The sequence below is a fragment of the Streptomyces sp. NBC_01335 genome (assembly GCF_035953295.1).
GTDB lineage: Bacteria > Actinomycetota > Actinomycetes > Streptomycetales > Streptomycetaceae > Streptomyces.
Window position 1 is genome coordinate 6,634,108 of record NZ_CP108370.1, and the last position, 16,641, is coordinate 6,650,748.

Here is a 16,641-nt window from a genome sequence, read left to right on the forward strand (position 1 = left end):
GAGGCACCGCTCGTGACGATGCCCACCACCCCACGGGGGGTGGTGGGCATCGTCGTGTCCGGAGGAGCCGGAGGAGCCGGAAGGGCCGGAAAGGGCGGGGGAGTCGGTGGAGCCGGAGGTCCGGGCGAGTCGCGCCGGTCAGCCGAGTGCGCGCACCGGCATCAGGCAGTGGGCGGACGTGGCGACGATCTCGGGGTTCGCGGCGTACGCGCGCAACTGGTCTTCCGAGACCGGCCGTCCGGGCACCGCCTCGGGCCAGGGGCGGGTCGCGAACATGCCGTACACCTGGCCCTGGTCCCTGGTGGCGGCCAGCCACTCGTCGGGTGCCGGGTACTGCGCGGTGAAGTGGGGGAGGGTCAGGACGGCCTGGCCGGATTGGACGAGGAGCTTGACCTGGAGTCCGGGCTGCTCGGCCGCGTTCGCGACGCCGCCGCCGACCTTGAGGCCGGCCCGTTCGAGCGCCGTCCGCATGGAGGCCTCGCCGACCACCGGACCGTCCCGCCCGTCCCCGAGGGAGTAGGTCAGAAGAAAGGCGACATCGTGCCCGCTCTCGGGGTTCCGGCCGCTCCATCCGATCACGATCTGGGTGCCCAACTGGGCAGGGGAGTAGGGGTAGGTGGACGTCTGGGAGGAAGTCATGCTCGGCACCCTAACCGTGGCGGACCGGGTGTTGTGCACGCTTATCACCTGAACGAGGGAGATTTACGCGTAACTCCGGCGCAGGACGCGGGGAGCACGCACGGCTGCGACCGCCGATGTACGGAGGGCTCCCGGTAATTGCGTTGACGGGCACCGGGGGCGACTGGCTAGGGTGGACAGCGTTCCCCTGCGACACCGCACGGGACGCCGAGTCGGCGAACGGCCACCGGCGAGGAACCAGGAGGTGAGGACATTGATGACTGTCACGGCGACGGGCGCTGCCCGCAATCGGACGAGCTCTGTTCTCCCCCCTGTGGCCACCGGCTGACCTTCACCTCTCTCCGCGCCGAAGCGCGCGCTGCCGGGGCCACCCTGTGAAGGGTTTCCCCTTGTCTCTCTCCTCCCTGACCGCTCTCTCCGGCCACTCGGCCCCGTCGCACCCCCTCACGCCCTACGGCTGGGACGACGACTGGGCCGCCGCCTTCGCCCCGTACGCCGCGCAGGGACTCCTGCCCGGTCGTGTGGTGCGGGTGGACCGGGGTCAGTGCGATGTGATCACTCCCTCCGGCACCCTGCGGGCGGACACCGCCTTCGTCGTGCCCCGCGACCCGATGCGGATCGTCTGCACCGGGGACTGGGTGGCCGTCGACCCCGACGGTGACCCGCTGTTCGTCCGTACGCTGCTGCCGCGGCGTACGGCCTTCGTACGGTCGACCTCCTCGCAGCGCTCCGAGGGGCAGGTGCTCGCCACCAACATCGACCACATCGTCATCTGCGTGTCCCTCGCGGTCGACCTCGACCTCGGCCGGCTCGAACGGTTCCTCGCGCTCGCCCACTCCAGCTCCAGCGGCGACGCCCTGCTCGGCGGCGACACGGATGCCGGTGGACAGCCCGAGATCGTGGTCGTCCTGACCAAGACGGACCTGGTGCCGGACGCGGCGACGCTCGCGCACCTCACCGAGGACGTGGCGGCCGTGGCGCCCGGCGCGCAGGTACTGACGGTCAGCTCGCACACGGGTGAGGGCGTCGACGTGTTCACCGCCCTCGTCTCCAGCGGTACGAGCGTGCTCATCGGCATCTCCGGCGCGGGCAAGTCGACCCTCGCCAACACCCTGCTCGGCGAGGACGTGATGGAGGTGATGGCCACCCGGGACGTCGACGGAAAGGGCCGCCACACCACCACGACCCGGAATCTGCTGGTCCTGCCGCACGGCGGGGTGCTCATCGACACCCCCGGGCTGCGTGGGGTCGGACTCTGGGACGCCGAGGAGGGCGTCGGTCAGGTCTTCTCGGAGATCGAGGAACTGGCCGGGCGCTGCCGCTTCCACGACTGCGCCCACCTCTCCGAGCCCGGCTGCGCGGTGACCGCCGCCATCGAGGACGGGTCCCTCTCCGTGCGGCGGCTCGACAGCTACCGCAAACTGCTGCGCGAGAACCAGCGGATCGTCGCCAAGACCGACGCCCGCGTCCGTACCGAGATCCTGCGCGAGTGGAAGCGCAAGGGGGCGGAGGGACGGGCCTCCATGGAGGCCAAGCGGGGGCGTGTCCGGTAGGCGTCACTCCGCACGGCCGCCGGGCCGGGTCCCCGGTCCGGCGGCCGTGCGGGGACAGCCTTTAATGAGTGGCATGACCTATTTCATGTACGACATCACGGGCACTCCGGTCGAGGAGCCCGACGCCGACGCCGTACGGGCGGCCGTGGTCTCCCTCGGCGAGACGGAGCGCGAGAACCCGGACATCTCGCTCACCCACGAGTCCGGCTGGTCCCTGACCGCTTACGCGGGCGGGCTGCTGCTCTGGGAGAACGTGGAGGACGACTCGCTCGTCCCCGGCGTGATCGAGAAGGCCACCACCGAGGACGTGCTCCGGCTCTTCGGCAGGCTCGCCGCCGGGGACACCGACACGGTGGAGGCGGAAGGCTGGCGCCGCGACTGAACCGCCGCGCGGACGGGCGCGGGCGTTCCTGGGCCGTCGGGTGCACCGGCACTCAGCCCAGGACCACCGCGCCCAGCCACGCCCCGGCCACCAGCAGACACGCGTACAGCTCCACCAGCACCGCGTACCCCGTCGCCCGCATCACCGACCTGACCGAGGCCCAGCCGGCGCTCCGGGACCCCAGCCGCAGCCGCTCGACGCCGTAGACACCGCCGACGTAACCGAGGGCCCCGCCCACCACCGGCAGCACGAAGAACCCCCCGATGGCGGCCAGCCCGCCGACGAGCAGGGTCCGGCGCGGCGCCCCCGACTCCCTCGGCCGACGCGGCGGCAGAAGGGGTTTCAGCGCCTGGTTCAGCAGCAGGACCGCCGTCGACCCGATCAGCACCCCCCAGGCGAGCGGCGACACGTCGGTCAGCGCCCACCAGAGCACGGCGGCCCAGACGATCGCCTGGCCCGGTACGCCGGGTACCAGGACCCCGACCAGCCCGAGCAGCATCACCAGGGCCACGGCGACGAGCTGCCACACACTCATCTGACCAGCCTGCCGGAGACCCCGGGTTCCCGCGCGTCAGCGCAGGTCGGACGGGTCGGAAGGGTCGTGCGGGCCGGACGGGGCACGCCCGGTCCCGGAGCGAGGTCGGCGGCCCGGACCCCGCCGCGGCGGGCCGGGGCCGGGTACGGAGTCAGCGCCGGGGGTGGCTGCGGGCCACCCAGCCGCGCTCGTACGCGTGCCAGCCGAGCTGGAGCCGGGTCGACACACCCGTCAGCTCCATGAGCCCCTTCACCCTGCGCTGCACGGTCCGCAGCCCCAGCTCCAGCTGCTTGGCGACACTCGCGTCCGTCAGACCCGCGAGCAGCAGCGACAGGATCTCCAGGTCGGTGGGGTCGGGGCCGCTCTCGTCCTCCTTCAGACACCCCTGCTCGCCCAGCCGGAGCGGCATCGCCTCGCGCCAGACGGCCTCGAACAGCCCCATCAGCGACTCCAGCAGACCGCTCGCATGGACGACCAGAGCCGCGGGCTCGGCGTTCCGGCCGGTCAACGGCACCATGGCCAGGGCCCGGTCCGCGACCACCAGCTTCGTCGGCACCCGCTCCACCACCCGGCACTGCTCGTCCCTGCCCAGCGCGACCGACAGCTCCAGGATGCCCTGCGGCAGCGACAGCACCTCGCGCTCGACGACCACGCGGAACGACACCCCGCGCGCCGCCGCCCGCTCCTCCGACTCGTTGTCCATGCCGCTCACCGCGATCGGGTTCCCGGTCACCAGCGCGCAGACCTCGAACGCCGCCCCCAGCTGCAACTGATGGAAGCGATGGGCCACCGCGTTCGCCCCGGTCACCACCTCCACCAGGTCGTGCACGGTCGGTTCGCTGGCCTCGGCGCGGTACTCGGCGGCCAGCAGCGCCGACGCCAGCTCCGCCTGGTCCAGCTCGTGCCGCTGCTGGATCAGCAGGGCGCCCAGCGCGACGCCGGGCGGCGCCGCCACCCACCGGTCGGAGCGCGCCGACGACTGCGCGGCCAGCCCCTGCTGCTCCAGCCGGCGCAAAGTCCGCTCGGTCTCCGCCTCCGGCAGCCCCAAACGGTGGGCGAGATGTGGGAGTTCGGCCGCCCCCAGGGCGACCAGCGCACGGTAGGCCGCTTCCTGTCGTTCGTCGAGACCTATGGCACTCAGCATTCCCCTCGGGCCCTCCCCGGACGTCGTGAATCACGCACCACCTGCACCGGCGGACCCGACGTGGCGGGAAACGGCCACGGCGCAAACCCGCCGCGCCCATCATCCCCGTACCGATGGCCCCCCTGCCAAGGTGGCATCACCCGAGGGCTGTTCCGTGTTTTCCCTGGACACGCGCCGAACAGTCGCGCGGGCCGCCCGGACCGGCCCGTCGGGCGCCCTTCCCGTGGGGGGTGGGGCAGTCCGGCGGGCCCAGGCGGCCTCAGCCCTTAGCGTCGGGCACCCACCGCCCGGCGGGAACGGCCGGACATGGCCCGGGTGTCTTTTTCCGAGGTCCCGGTTCGGGCCGCCGTTCGCGGTGACAATAGGGGGATGAGTCAGCAGGGGGAGAACTCCACCGACCACGAGGACGAGTGGTGGCGCAAGCTCTACGACGGGGCCGCGCCGGACACCGGACCCGCCGCCGCACGGGACACTCTGGACGACCGCTTCGACTCCGCCGCGGACGCGGTGAGTTCGCCGACGGATCCGGCCGAGGGCCCGACGTTCCCGGCCGACGACCCGGCCGACCCGTACAGCGGCCCGTACGACCGGGCCGCCGACATCGGCCCCTACGATCCGGCTGACCCGTACGCCCACGCCGACCTCGACGAGGAAGCCCTCCTCGCGGACCGGGACCACGAGGACACGGTCATCACGGACGCCTGGCGCGGCGCGGTGTCACCCGGCACGCGCCCGTCCGCGCCCGACTCGCCCACGCCGCGCCCGTCCGCGCCCAACCCGCCCATGCCGCGCCCGCCCGCGCCCGACCCGCCCACGCCGCGCCCGCCCGCGCCCGACCGGCGACCGCCCGACCCCCGCTCGCCGGTGCTCGGACCGCCGCCGCAGCGCCCGCCCGCCCCGGGCCCCGCGTCGCCGCCCGGCGTCGTCCGGTTCGCGGCACCGTGGGAGACGCCCGCCGGGCCGGCCGTGCCCCGTACCTTCGCCGTGCCCGTACCCCCGCCCCCGCCTCCGGCGGAGAGCCGGAACGACACGGCCGGTGGCAGGCACGCCAAGGGCCCCGCCCCGCAGGAAGCGGGTGCGCCGCTCCCGGTCACCGGGCGCCGGCCGGACGCTCCCGGCCACCTCGGGGAGCGCCCGCCGGCCTACGAGCCCGAGCCCGCCACCCTGCCGGCCACCACGCCGCTCAACCTCGACGGACTCGTCCCCGACACCGTCCTCGACGGTGCCCGGTACGGCACGTACGCGCTCCGCACCGTCTCCGTACGCGGCGACGCGGCCCGGTTCCGCGGCGAACCCCGGAGCGACGCGCTGCTCACCGCGCGGTTCGGCAGCGGCGAGGGCGGCCTCGTCCTCGTCGCCGTGGCCCGGGGCACCCGGGGCGCCGAAGGGGCGCACCTCGCGGCGGCGGACGCCTGCCGCTGGATCGGCGGTGGGGTCGGTCGCAGCCACGCGCGCCTCTCCGAGGACATCCGGGCCGGGCGCCGGGGCGAGCTGAAATCCGGGCTGCACCGGCTCACCGACCGCACGTACGGCAAGCTCAGGTCCCGCGCCGCCGAACTGGGACTGGACCCGCGGGAGCACGCGGTCGGGCTGCGCTGCCTGCTGCTCTCCGCCGACCCGCGCTGCCGCACCCGGGTGTTCTTCGGCGTCGGCGGCGGAGGCCTCTTCCGGCTGCGCGACGGCGTCTGGCAGGACCTCGAACCCACCCTCCCCGAGGGCGGGGCGGCCACCGGTGAGGCGGTCGTCGGCTTCGGCTCCCCGCCGCGCGACCCCTACGCCTCCGGCCCGCCCGACACCGCCGAGGACCGGCTGACGCTGGACCTCCAGATCCCGACGCCCCCGGGGCCGTACATCGAGGACCCGCTGCCCCCGCCCCCGGAGCCCTTCAGGTTCCGGGCCTCCGTGGCCCGTTCGGGCGACACGCTACTGCTCTGTTCCCCCGGACTCGCCGACCCGATGCGTGCCGAGCCGGCTCTCGCCGGGGAACTCGCCGCGCGCTGGGCTCCCGAGGGTCCGCCCGGCCTCGCGGACTTCCTGGCGGACCTCCACATCCGGATCGACGGGTACGCCGAGGACCGCACCGCCGCCGCGGTCTGGGAGGCGTAACCGCGCCCGCCATGGGTTGATGGACTGCGGAGACCGTCCGGCTGCGATCCCCGGAGGTTCGGGAGTTTCGGATTCCGGAGTCCGGACAGCCGATCGTGCACGGAGCACGGGCAGAGAGGCACATTCCCATGGCCAAGCAGAACGTGTCGGAGCAGTTCGTCGACATTCTCGGACGGGCGGGAGTGAAGCGGCTGTACGGCGTCGTCGGCGACAGCCTGAACCCGGTCGTCGACGCCGTCCGGCGTCACCCCGGGATCGAGTGGATCCAGGTCAGGCACGAGGAGACCGCCGCCTTCGCGGCCGGTGCCGAGGCGCAGATCACCGGTGACCTCGCGGCCTGCGCCGGCTCCTGCGGCCCCGGCAACCTCCACCTGATCAACGGGCTGTACGACGCCCACCGCTCCATGGCCCCGGTGCTCGCCCTCGCCTCGCACATCCCCTCCGGCGAGATCGGACTGGGCTTCTTCCAGGAGACCCATCCGGAGCTGCTCTTCCAGGAATGCAGCCACTACAACGAGATGATCTCCAACCCGCAGCAGATGCCCCGCCTCCTCCAGACGGCGATCCAGCACGCCATCGGGCGGGGCGGCGTCAGCGTCGTCTCGATGCCCGGCGACGTCGCCTCCCAGCCGGCGCCCGAGAAGTCGGTCGAGCACGCCCTGGTCACCTCGCGGCCCACGGTCCGCCCGGGCGACGAGGAGATCGACAAGCTCTGCGGGATGGTCGACAAGGCCAAACGGGTGACCCTGTTCTGCGGCAGCGGCACGGCCGGCGCGCACGCCGAGGTGATGGAGTTCGCCGAGAAGGTGAAGGCCCCGGTCGGCCACGCGTTGCGCGGCAAGGAGTGGATTCAGTACGACAATCCGTTCGACGTCGGGATGAGCGGGCTGCTCGGCTACGGCGCCGCGTACGAGGCGACCAACGAGTGCGATCTGCTGATCCTGCTCGGCACCGACTTCCCGTACAACGCCTTCCTGCCGACCGATGTGAAGATCGTCCAGGTCGACGTCCGCCCGGAACGGCTGGGGCGGCGGTCCAAACTCGATCTCGCGGTCTGGGGTGACGTGCGTGAGACGCTGCGCTGCCTCACTCCGAGGGTGAAGCCGAAGAGCGACCGCAAGTTCCTCGACCGGATGCTGAAGAAGCACGCCGACGCACTGGAGGGCGTGGTCAAGGCGTACACCCGCAAGGTCGAGAAGCACACGCCGATCCACCCGGAGTACGTGGCCTCGGTCCTGGACGAGATCGCCGACGAGGACGCGGTGTTCACGGTCGACACCGGCATGTGCAACGTCTGGGCGGCGCGCTATCTCACACCCAACGGCAAGCGGCGGGTGATCGGTTCGTTCAGCCACGGCTCGATGGCCAACGCCCTGCCGCAGGCGATCGGCGCCCAGTTCACCGACCGCAACCGCCAGGTCGTCTCGATGTCCGGCGACGGCGGATTCTCCATGCTGATGGGCGACTTCCTCACCCTCGTCCAGTACAACCTGCCGGTCAAGGTCGTACTGTTCAACAACTCCGCGCTCGGCATGGTGGAGTTGGAGATGCTGGTGGGCGGACTTCCCTCGTTCGGTACGACCAACAAGAACCCGGACTTCGCCGCGGTGGCCCGCGCGTGCGGCGCCTACGGCGTCCGGGTGGAGAAGCCGAAGCAGTTGGAGAGCGCCCTGCGGGACGCCTTCAAGCACAAGGGCCCGGCGCTCGTGGACGTCGTCACCGACCCGAACGCCCTCTCCATTCCGCCGAAGATCAGCGCCGACATGGTGACCGGCTTCGCGCTCTCCGCCGGAAAGATCGTGCTGGACGGCGGGGTGGGCCGGATGCTCCAGATGGCCCGGTCCAACCTGCGCAACGTACCCCGGCCCTGAAGAAGCCCGTACCCGAGGGATTTTGGGGGGTACGCGCCGCCGGTGGGGGGCGGCGGCGCGTACCGGAACCGGGTGTCGCGGTGGGATCGAAGCGTCAGCAGCCGTGGTCGACGAGGTCGAAGGTCACGTAGTGGTCGGCGGTGTAGTAGTCCTGCACCGCCGAACCGGTGACGATCCGCCGGGCACCCCGGGTGGTGGAGCCCGGTGTGACGACCGTGTACTCGTGGTAGTAGCCGGTGGCCTTGCTGGGCAGGACGCCCTCGCGGTTCTGGAACACCACGCCGTCCTGCGAGTAGGGGAAGGGGCCCCCGGCGTCGATGAGGTCGAGCGTGTCGTGCGCCTGGGACGGCAGGTCGGAGTAGCAGATGCTGCCGACCGACGCGACGGAGAGCAGCGTGTAGGGGGAGGAGGCGGCGTACGCCGGGGAGGAGGCGTACGCCGCCGCGGAGGTGGGGGAAGGCTCCGCGACGGCGGCCGAGACCGGGGCGCCGACGAGGAGCGCGGACAGGAGGGCGGCGGTGCCGCCGAGCGTGATGACCCGTGGGGGGATTCGCATGGGCTCTATGATGACGCGCGTAGATCCCTCCGCGTCAACGGCAACTCCCCGGAATTTTCGGGAAGTTAACCAACGGCGTCACCCGCGGGCGCCACTGTGCGCGACGAAGCGTGATCGCGCGGTGGCGGGGCATGCATTCCGTGAGGACGTTCGAGGGATCGAGGCAGAGGGAGGCTGAATCGGCGTGCGGGCGGGGGACATGATGGAACGTCACAACAAGGCCGGTCACCGTGGGGGCGGGGGACGATCCCCCGGCGGCGGAGAGGGGCAGGGCGAATGCCTGTACCGCCGGCTCGGGCACACGGACAGCTCCGCCGTCGGAAAGGTCCGGCGCGATCTGCGGGACTTCCTCCGGCCCCGGATCGGCACGGAGTCCGTGGAGACGGCGGAACTGCTGATGAGCGAACTACTGACCAACGCGCTGATCCACACCCGCAACGGCGCGGCCGTCACGGCCACGGTCGAGGGGGCGCGGGTCCGGGTGGAGGTGCGGGACTTCGCGTCCGGCATGCCCCGGTCGTACGTACCGAACGCCGACGACGGTACGCACGGCAGAGGCCTGATCCTGGTACGGAGCCTCGCGGACGCCTGGGGGGTGGAAGCGCAGGTCCTGGGCAAGGTGGTCTGGTTCGAGGTCGCGGGTTGAGGCTGTCCCGCCAGGAATTGCGGGACAGCCCTTCGGCTCCGTGGGCGGGGCGGATCACGCTCCGCCCACGTACTTCTTCCCGCCCTTCCCCGTAAGGGCGTTACCCGGATGATCAGCCGAACTGCTGCTCAAGATCCTTGAGTTTGCGCTCCAGGGAGTCGAGCCGCGGCAGCGCCTGGGTGTCGTCCTCGGCCGTGAGGTCGACGGTCAGGGGGTCGCCGCCGGATCCCGGCGCGCCGTTCTTCGGGCCGGGATCGCCCGCGGCCCGCGGTGAGCCGCTGACCGCCTGCAGCGGCGGCCGGGGGCGCAGCGGGAGCTGGCCGGGTTCCGTCGTGGCGGATTCCACCGCGGGCCGGTCCGAGTTCGGCGAGGGGGGCAGTGCGGGGGCGTCCACCTGGCGGCCTCCCCGCCTGCTCCAGGCGCGGTTCTGGCGGTTGAGCGCCTTGATGCGCGCCCGGTCCAGCTTCTCCTGGTCCCGCCTGCGGATGCGGTCCTGCTCCTGCTCGCGGCGGTCCTCGCGCACCTCGTCGACCGCCTCGTCCAGGGTGCGCACCCCTTCGAGGAGCATCAACGACCAGGCGTCGAAGGTCTCCCGGGGTGCACGCAGCCAGCGGACGATCCGGATCTGCGGCAACGGCCTGGGAACCAGGCCCTGTTCGCGCAGGGCGGCCCGGCGGGTCTGCTTCAGGGCGCGGTCGAAGAGCACCGCCGCCGAGAGTGACATCCCGGCGAAGAACTGCGGGGCGCCGGCGTGGTCGATGCCGCGCGGTGCGTGGACCCAGTTGAACCAGGCCGCCGCACCGGCGAACGTCCACACCAGCAGCCGCGATCCGAGGGCCGCGTCTCCGTGGCTCGCCTCGCGCACGGCCAGGACGGAGCAGAACATGGCCGCACCGTCGAGGCCGAACGGGACGAGGTACTCCCAGCCTCCGGAGAGGCCCAGGTTCTGCTGGCCGAAGCCGACGAGGCCGTGGAAGGAGAGCGCGGCGGCGACCGCCGCGCAGCAGAACAGCAGGATGTAGGAGGCGGTGGCGTAGAGGGCTTCCTTGCGCCTGCGGCGGTCCTCGCTGCGCTCCCAGGTGTCGTCGGCCGAGGCTTTGCCGGCGGCACGCTTGCCGCGTGCGACCACCGTCACCGCCGCCATGACTCCCACGAGCAGCACGGCGCCCGGAAGCAGCCAGTCAAGCGACATGTCGGTCAGTCTCATGCGCGGTTCCTCGGGTCACGTAGGGCGTTTCGGACGCCATCGTGACGGAACTTCCGCACGTCTCAAGCGGATTCGGGGGAAGAGCACGCCTTCGGGGGGCTTTGAACGTACAGGTGACCGCATTTGGGTCGAACTGCCGCACGAGGGAGAGGAGTTGTATTCGAGTCGGGCTCGCTCGTGCGGGTGGTGTCGATTACGCGGCGGCGCTCAGCTTCTTCACGCGGTCGCTGTCGCAGGTGCGCGGGCAGGTGACGCAGGTGTCCTCGGGGCGGAGCGTGTAGAAGAGGCAGCAGCTGGCGCGGTCGCGGGTCGGCAGCGACTCGCCGTTGGGGCCGGTCAGTTCGCGGAAGCCGGCGGCTCCGACGTACGGCTTGGTGGCGCCCGGGAGCAGGCGCTCCAGTTCGGTCATCGCCCGGGTCTCCTCGCCCAGCAGGTGGGCGACGTACCAGAGGCCCTCGACGATCTCGTCCGTCGCCATGCCCCACAGCGCCCGCTTCCCGCGCCGCATGCGGGGCCCGAAGCCCTCCAGGACGGGGCCCATGTGGGCGGCGACGGAGGCCAGCACCTCGGCCCGGAGAGCCGCCTCGTCCGGAACCACGCGCGCGTCGGGATGCGAGGCCGCCGGGTCGTCGGGCAGGCAGGAGAACGCGCGTACGCGGACGGCGAAGTGGCCCAGCGCCCGCTGGAACGCCACGTCCTCGACCGGGAGCAGGGGCACCCTCCGGTGCAGGAACCAGGGCAGGGTCACCAGCAGGCAGGCGGGCCAGGCGTACCGGTGGAGCCCGAAGCTGGCCACCACGTCCGGGCGGGCCTGCTGCTGGTAGTCGCGCAGGATCTGCGCCTCGTCCCACTCCAGGAACGTGTCGACCACCGCGCCGCCCGAGGCCAGGCCGCCCGCGTGCACCCAGCCGGAGCCGGAGGGCAGCGGAGTCGTCGCGTCGAGCACGTCGGTGCGCAGGCCGGGGAAGACCTCGGCGAGGCGCGCGTACGCGGACGCCACGGGAGAGGCCGGGGCGGTGCCGACGGGCACCGTGGGAACGGTCATGCGGGACCACCGAATCACGAGCAATGGCAGGCAAGGCTTACCTTACCCGAAGTGATCGACGTGTGAACCTGGGGGTCCTGCGCCTATCGTGCACGGGTGGCGGCGACCGTGCGGGACGGTGCGGACGGGGACGCGGGGACGCGGGGACGAGGAGGACCGGTGGAGCAGGGCAGAACGCGGGAGGACGCGCTCGCGTTCCCCGCGTACCCGGAGCGTGCCGGGGCCGGAGCGTCCGAGGCGTCCCGGACGCCAGGAACCTCCGGGGTGTTCGGAGCCGGTCCGGCCCCCCGCGTACCCGAACAGGCCGGACGCGGCCCGGCGCGTGGTGAGCACCTCCACGGTGAGGCAGCCGTGCCCCCGCCCGTCCGTCGGCACTCCGTGCGCGGGCAGATCCTGGACGCCCTGCGCGACGCCCTGGCGGCCGGGGACCTGGTGCCGGGCCAGGTGTACTCCGCTCCCGCACTCGGCGCGAGCTTCGGCGTGTCCGCCACCCCGGTGCGCGAGGCGATGCAGCGGCTGGCCGCGGAGGGCGCCGTGGAGGTCGTGCCGAACCGGGGCTTCCGCGTCGTCGAGCGCGGACCGCGCGAACTGGCCGAACTGGCCGAGGTCCGCGCGCTGATCGAGGCCCCCGTGGTGCTGCGGCTCGCCCGGACCGTGTCGGCCTGCCGCTGGGGTGCCCTGCGGCCGCTGGCGGAGGCCACGGTCGCCGCGGCCGCGACCGGTGACCGCTCGGCCTACGCGGAGAGCGACCGCGCCTTCCACCGCGCCCTGCTCGGCCTCGCCGGCAACACCCAGCTGGTGGCCCTCGCCGACGACCTGCACCGCCGGTGCCCGGGGCCGCTGCCCGGGGCGGCGCCGGGCCGGCCCGGCGGGCTGCGGGCCGACGCGGCGCAGCACACCGCGCTGCTGGACGCGCTGATCGAACGCGACATGGCGGCCGTACGCGCCCTGGTCGCGGAGCACTACCGGAGCCCGGCGGACGACTGAGCGAGGCGTGAGCACCGCACAGGCGTCCGCACGGGCCCACCGCCCCGCACTCGGTTCGCCGAGCCGACCGCCCTCAGTTCGCCGCGGCGACCTCCGGTTCCGGCGGCTGGTCGAGCAACGGGGCGAGCCAGGTCGGTACGCCGCCCAGCAGCCGGAAGAGGCGCCCCGCCTCGGCGCGCAGCCGGGTGGCCACCGGTTCGGTCTCGGTCTCCGCGAGCGAGATCAGCGCGGGGGCCGTCCCGACCAGGTAGCCCAGCTCCTCCCTTATCCGCAGCGACTCCGCGAATCCGTGGCGTGCCTCCGCGAGCTCCCCCGCGCCCAGGGCCAGGGACGCGAGGTGACGCCAGGTGAAGGAGAGCAGTAACGCGTCCCCCCGGGCCGTGGCGCCCGCGTGCGCCCGCCGGAAGGCGGCCCGCGCGGAATCGGGTGCCTGGGCGATGTTCTGCGCGATCAGCCCGCGCCGGAAGTCCAGCAGGGGCCGGCCGGGCGCGTCCGGGGCGAGCAGGGCCGCCGCGCGGCTGAGCGCCACGGACGCCTCGTCGGCCCGGTCGCGGATGCCGAGCAGGGTGGAGGCGTACGCCAGATAGCCGCGTTCGCAGGCGGCGGCTCCCCGCTCGGCGTTGTCCTTGGCGAGCGCCTCCGCCGCCCGCAGGGCCTCTTCGGCCTCGGTCCAGCCCTTGGTCGTGTACAGGCAGCGCTCGGTCAGCAGGACGGTGCGCTGGAGGGCCGCGGCCGGATCGGTCGCGGCGCTCGGTCCGAGCAGTGCGGCGGCATCCGTCCAGCAGGCGCGGGAGCGCAGCCGCCACACCGCGGTCAGGAGAGGAGGTTCGTCATCGGCTGTCGTTCCGGACCCAGACATGGCGGTGTACGCCACATTGCCTCCCCGAGCGCGCCATTGAGCTGTTGAGTGTGGGCGCATCTCAGCACGGATCGGCAGCCCGGCCAAGAGGGCGGGCCAGGTTCAGGTGAAAGATTTCACAAACGGGTGCCGGCCTTGCGGGGCCCGGGCGGCGCCCGTCCGGACGAGGAAGGTCAGCTCATGCGCAGGGCGAGGAAGAAATCGAGCTTGTCCTCCAGCCGCGAGAGGTCGCGGCCCGTCAACTGCTCGATACGCCCGACGCGGTAGCGCAAGGTGTTGACGTGCAGGTGGAGGCGGGTCGCGCAACGGGTCCAGGAGCCGTCGCACTCCAGGAACGCCTCCAGGGTCGGGATCAGCTCGGCGCGGTGCCGCTCGTCGTAGCTCCGCAGCGGGTCCAGCAGCCGGGCCGTGAAGGCCCGGCGTACGTCGTCGGGGACGAACGGCAGCAGCAGGACGTGCGACGCCAGCTCGTCGTGGCCGGCCGCGCAGACCCGGCCGGGGCGGGCCGCCGCGACCCGGCGGGCGTGCCGGGCCTCCTCCAGCGCACCGCGCAGCCCCTCGGCCGAGTGGACCGCCGCGCTGACGCCCAGGGTGAGCCGCCCGTCGTCCGCGAGTCCCGCCGAGAGCGGTTCGCGGACCGCGTCCAGCAGGGCTCCCGCGCGCAGGGCGGGGTCCGCGCCGTGGGCGCCGTCGTCCGCTCCGTCACCGGGCACCGGCCCGGCGGGGCCGACCGTCGGCAGCGGTACGAGCGCGATGGCCTCGTCCTCCGTGTACGCCACCGCTATCCGGTCCGCCGAATCCGGCCCGGTGACCGCCGGGTCGACCAGGATCTCCTCCAGCAGCGCCTGCGCCACCGGACCGCCCGCCGGGTCCTCGGCGCCGCCGCGGGCCGGGGAACCGCCCTCCGGCGCCTCCCACTCCACCCGCGCCACCACGACCTGCCAGTGCGGAGCCGTGCCGAGCCCCGGCAGCAGCACCGGCGCCGCCACCCGCAGGCGGGCCGCGATCTCGGCCGGGGCGGCACCGGTCTGCACGAGCTCCAGCACCTCCTGGGCGAGCCGGCGCCGTACCGTACGGGCGGCGTCGCGCCGGTCGCGTTCGACGGCGATCAGCTGGGTGACGCCCTGGAGCAGGTCCAGCCGGGCCTCGGGCCAGTCGCCCGGGTCGGCCTCCACCGCGAGGAGCCACTCCGAGAGGGCGGACCCGCGGGTGTCCCGCGGGGCCGGCACGGCGCCCCGGCCGGTGTTCCGGATCGGGAAGAGCGCGTACGTGGTGCCGTCCACCGAGGTCGCGTGCGGACCCCGGCGGCCGGTCCTGGCCGCCGCCAGGTGGCGGCCGGCGAGAGCCGTCGCGACCGGGCCGGGCAGTGGCTTCCCGGCGTCGGCGATCCGGCGCCCGGTGGGGGAGAGCACCCACGCCGACAGGGAGAGATCCCCGGCGAGCAGGTCCAGGACCACCTCGGGACCGCCGCCCGCCGGACCCGAGGTCATCAGCCTGCGGTGCCGGTCGACGACGGCGGCCAGATCCCCGGCGCGCTCGCCGGACACCTGGCGTACGACGTACTCGGTGATCGTTGCGAAGGCGACCGTCTCGTTCACCGCGAAGAGCGGCATGCGGTGGTGCCGGCACGCCTCGACCAGGTCGTCGGGTATGGGGCCGAGCTCGGCCTCGCCCGCCGCCAGCGCGCTGACCCCGGCCTGGGCGAGTATCCGGACGAAGGGCTCCGAATCCGTGGCGTCGTGGCGCCAGGCCAGCCCGGTGAGCACGAGCTCGCCGCCGGAGAGGTAGCGGCTCGGGTCGCGCAGGTCCGTCGTCATGACGCCCCGGACCGGACGGTCCAGCTCGTCCTCGCCGCCGAGCAGCCGCAGCCCCAGCGCGTCGGTGTCCAGCAGTGCGCGCAGCCGCATCTCGTTGCCGCCGATCTGTTTTTCGTAGTTCCAGGAGTCCTGTGAATTGCGGCGAGGTTTCCGACCCCCACCATTCGTTCGAATCTACAAGACGAGCGAGGAGACCAGCCAACTCCTTCATTGTTTCGGTGACTGCACCGGTTGGAGCACGGCTTGTGTACTGGAGGCCACCCTGCGTCAACAACTGATGAAGGGCGACCGCTCCCCGGACCGTTCGCCGGCCCCACCCGGACCGCTCCCCGGCCCACGCGGACCGCTCCAGGCCCCGCACGGGGTCCCTTCCACCCTGCGCAGCCCATCGAGAAGAGAGCCACTCATGGACTTCCTTCGCCCCGCCGCCTGGGAGGACGCGCTCGCCGCCAAGGCCGAGCACCCGGCGGCCGTCCCGCTCGCGGGCGGCACGGACGTGATGGTCGAGATCAACTTCGACCACCGCCGCCCCGACCACCTCCTCGACCTGAGCCGGATCGGTGAACTCTCCGACTGGGAGGTCGGCGAGCGGACCGTACGCCTCGGCGCCTCGGTGCCGTACAGCGCGATCATGGAACACCTCAGGGCCGAGCTCCCCGGACTGGCCCTGGCCGCGCACACCGTCGCCTCCCCGCAGATCCGCAACCGGGGCGGGGTCGGCGGCAACCTCGGCACCGCGTCCCCCGCCGGGGACGCGCACCCGGCGCTGCTCGCCGCGGGCGCGGAGGTCGAAGCGGTGTCCGTACGCGGCACCCGGATGATCCCGATCGACGCCTTCTACACCGGCGTCAAACGGAACGCGCTCGCCCCCGACGAACTCATCCGCGCCGTGCACATCGCCAGGGCGGACGGCCCGCAGCAGTTCTCCAAGGTCGGCACCCGCAACGCCATGGTCATCGCCGTCTGCGCCTTCTCGCTCGCCCTGCACCCCGAGACCCGCACGGTGCGCACCGGCATCGGTTCCGCCGCGCCCACCCCGGTCCGCGCCACCGCCGCCGAGGAGTTCCTGAACGCCGCGCTCGACGAGGGCGGCTTCTGGGAGAACGGCGACACCCTCACCCCGTCCCTCGCCCGGGAGTTCGCCACCCTCGCCGCCGGATCCTGCAACCCGATCGACGACGTCCGCGGCACCGCCCGCTACCGCCGGCACGCGGTCGGCGTGCTGGCCCGCCGCACCCTCGGCTGGACCTGGGAGCAGTACCGCACCGGCCGCACCCTCGAAGGAGCCCGCTGA

General features: G+C 73.2%; 15 protein-coding genes. 7 read left to right on the forward strand and 8 right to left on the reverse strand.

The features are described 5' to 3' along the window. Positions 1-138: 138 nt before the first annotated feature. Complete coding sequence (locus tag OG599_RS28325) at positions 139-639, reverse strand: DUF5949 family protein (RefSeq protein WP_327178798.1); 501 nt, start codon at positions 637-639, stop codon at positions 139-141. 389 nt (positions 640-1,028) lie between these two features. Here OG599_RS28325 and rsgA point away from each other — a divergent pair, with 389 nt between their 5' ends. Both rsgA and OG599_RS28335 read left to right on the forward strand, forming a co-directional pair. Continuing rightward, positions 1,029-2,192: a ribosome small subunit-dependent GTPase A gene (gene rsgA, locus OG599_RS28330; protein WP_327178799.1), complete on the forward strand. Its 1,164-nt coding sequence runs from the start codon at positions 1,029-1,031 to the stop codon at positions 2,190-2,192. 73 nt (positions 2,193-2,265) lie between these two features. Continuing rightward, positions 2,266-2,574, forward strand: a complete 309-nt coding sequence (locus OG599_RS28335; protein ID WP_327178800.1) for a hypothetical protein — start codon at positions 2,266-2,268, stop codon at positions 2,572-2,574. Positions 2,575-2,626: 52 nt separating this feature from the next. Here OG599_RS28335 and OG599_RS28340 read toward each other — a convergent pair whose 3' ends face one another. Together OG599_RS28340 and OG599_RS28345 are read right to left on the reverse strand one after the other, a co-directional pair. After that, the gene (locus OG599_RS28340; protein ID WP_327178801.1) at positions 2,627-3,109 is read right to left on the reverse strand and encodes a DUF456 domain-containing protein; all 483 of its coding nucleotides are present in this window, start codon (positions 3,107-3,109) and stop codon (positions 2,627-2,629) included. Positions 3,110-3,260: 151 nt separating this feature from the next. Continuing rightward, a complete protein-coding gene (locus OG599_RS28345) occupies positions 3,261-4,253 on the reverse strand; it encodes a helix-turn-helix domain-containing protein (RefSeq protein ID WP_327178802.1) in 993 nt (330 codons plus the stop codon). A 369-nt stretch (positions 4,254-4,622) separates the two neighbouring features. On the opposite strand from OG599_RS28345, the gene OG599_RS28350 reads away from it, so the two are divergent. Continuing rightward, the gene (locus tag OG599_RS28350) at positions 4,623-6,359 is read left to right on the forward strand and encodes a protein phosphatase 2C domain-containing protein (protein WP_327178803.1); all 1,737 of its coding nucleotides are present in this window, start codon (positions 4,623-4,625) and stop codon (positions 6,357-6,359) included. 128 nt (positions 6,360-6,487) lie between these two features. Then, a complete protein-coding gene (locus OG599_RS28355; RefSeq protein WP_327178804.1) occupies positions 6,488-8,230 on the forward strand; it encodes a pyruvate dehydrogenase in 1,743 nt (580 codons plus the stop codon). Between the two features lie 94 nt (positions 8,231-8,324). Here OG599_RS28355 and OG599_RS28360 read toward each other — a convergent pair whose 3' ends face one another. Then, positions 8,325-8,786: a ribonuclease domain-containing protein gene (locus OG599_RS28360; protein WP_327178805.1), complete on the reverse strand. Its 462-nt coding sequence runs from the start codon at positions 8,784-8,786 to the stop codon at positions 8,325-8,327. A 280-nt stretch (positions 8,787-9,066) separates the two neighbouring features. Here OG599_RS28360 and OG599_RS28365 point away from each other — a divergent pair, with 280 nt between their 5' ends. Further along, positions 9,067-9,432: an ATP-binding protein gene (locus tag OG599_RS28365; protein WP_327180216.1), complete on the forward strand. Its 366-nt coding sequence runs from the start codon at positions 9,067-9,069 to the stop codon at positions 9,430-9,432. 112 nt (positions 9,433-9,544) lie between these two features. On the opposite strand, the gene OG599_RS28370 is transcribed toward OG599_RS28365, so the two are convergent. Together OG599_RS28370 and OG599_RS28375 are read right to left on the reverse strand one after the other, a co-directional pair. After that, positions 9,545-10,639, reverse strand: a complete 1,095-nt coding sequence (locus OG599_RS28370) for a DUF2637 domain-containing protein (protein ID WP_327178806.1) — start codon at positions 10,637-10,639, stop codon at positions 9,545-9,547. Between the two features lie 193 nt (positions 10,640-10,832). Then, positions 10,833-11,684: a (2Fe-2S)-binding protein gene (locus OG599_RS28375; RefSeq protein ID WP_327178807.1), complete on the reverse strand. Its 852-nt coding sequence runs from the start codon at positions 11,682-11,684 to the stop codon at positions 10,833-10,835. A 159-nt stretch (positions 11,685-11,843) separates the two neighbouring features. Between OG599_RS28375 and OG599_RS28380 the strand changes: the two genes are divergently transcribed. Beyond that, positions 11,844-12,671 (forward strand): GntR family transcriptional regulator, encoded by an 828-nt coding sequence (locus OG599_RS28380; RefSeq protein WP_442809567.1) that lies wholly within the window; start codon positions 11,844-11,846, stop codon positions 12,669-12,671. Between the two features lie 73 nt (positions 12,672-12,744). Here OG599_RS28380 and OG599_RS28385 read toward each other — a convergent pair whose 3' ends face one another. Together OG599_RS28385 and OG599_RS28390 are read right to left on the reverse strand one after the other, a co-directional pair. Next, positions 12,745-13,530 (reverse strand): hypothetical protein, encoded by a 786-nt coding sequence (locus OG599_RS28385; protein WP_327178808.1) that lies wholly within the window; start codon positions 13,528-13,530, stop codon positions 12,745-12,747. Between the two features lie 173 nt (positions 13,531-13,703). Further along, positions 13,704-15,437, reverse strand: a complete 1,734-nt coding sequence (locus OG599_RS28390; protein ID WP_327178809.1) for a PucR family transcriptional regulator — start codon at positions 15,435-15,437, stop codon at positions 13,704-13,706. Positions 15,438-15,753: 316 nt separating this feature from the next. Here OG599_RS28390 and OG599_RS28395 point away from each other — a divergent pair, with 316 nt between their 5' ends. Beyond that, positions 15,754-16,641 carry an FAD binding domain-containing protein gene (locus OG599_RS28395; protein WP_327178810.1) on the forward strand — a complete coding sequence of 296 codons (888 nt, stop codon included), beginning with the start codon at positions 15,754-15,756 and terminating at the stop codon, positions 16,639-16,641.

Bases quoted from the DNA above. Each gene is read 5' to 3' on its own strand.
- OG599_RS28325 (WP_327178798.1), bottom strand. From the start codon at position 639: ATGACTTCCTCCCAGACGTCCACCTACCCCTACTCCCCTGCCCAGTTG.
- OG599_RS28335 (WP_327178800.1), top strand. From the start codon at position 2,266: ATGACCTATTTCATGTACGACATCACGGGCACTCCGGTCGAGGAGCCC.
- OG599_RS28340 (WP_327178801.1), bottom strand. From the start codon at position 3,109: ATGAGTGTGTGGCAGCTCGTCGCCGTGGCCCTGGTGATGCTGCTCGGG.
- OG599_RS28345 (WP_327178802.1), bottom strand. From the start codon at position 4,253: ATGCTGAGTGCCATAGGTCTCGACGAACGACAGGAAGCGGCCTACCGT.
- OG599_RS28350 (WP_327178803.1), top strand. From the start codon at position 4,623: ATGAGTCAGCAGGGGGAGAACTCCACCGACCACGAGGACGAGTGGTGG.
- OG599_RS28355 (WP_327178804.1), top strand. From the start codon at position 6,488: ATGGCCAAGCAGAACGTGTCGGAGCAGTTCGTCGACATTCTCGGACGG.
- OG599_RS28360 (WP_327178805.1), bottom strand. From the start codon at position 8,786: ATGCGAATCCCCCCACGGGTCATCACGCTCGGCGGCACCGCCGCCCTC.
- OG599_RS28370 (WP_327178806.1), bottom strand. From the start codon at position 10,639: ATGAGACTGACCGACATGTCGCTTGACTGGCTGCTTCCGGGCGCCGTG.
- OG599_RS28375 (WP_327178807.1), bottom strand. From the start codon at position 11,684: ATGACCGTTCCCACGGTGCCCGTCGGCACCGCCCCGGCCTCTCCCGTG.
- OG599_RS28385 (WP_327178808.1), bottom strand. From the start codon at position 13,530: ATGTCTGGGTCCGGAACGACAGCCGATGACGAACCTCCTCTCCTGACC.
- OG599_RS28390 (WP_327178809.1), bottom strand. From the start codon at position 15,437: ATGCGGCTGCGCGCACTGCTGGACACCGACGCGCTGGGGCTGCGGCTG.
- OG599_RS28395 (WP_327178810.1), top strand. From the start codon at position 15,754: ATGGACTTCCTTCGCCCCGCCGCCTGGGAGGACGCGCTCGCCGCCAAG.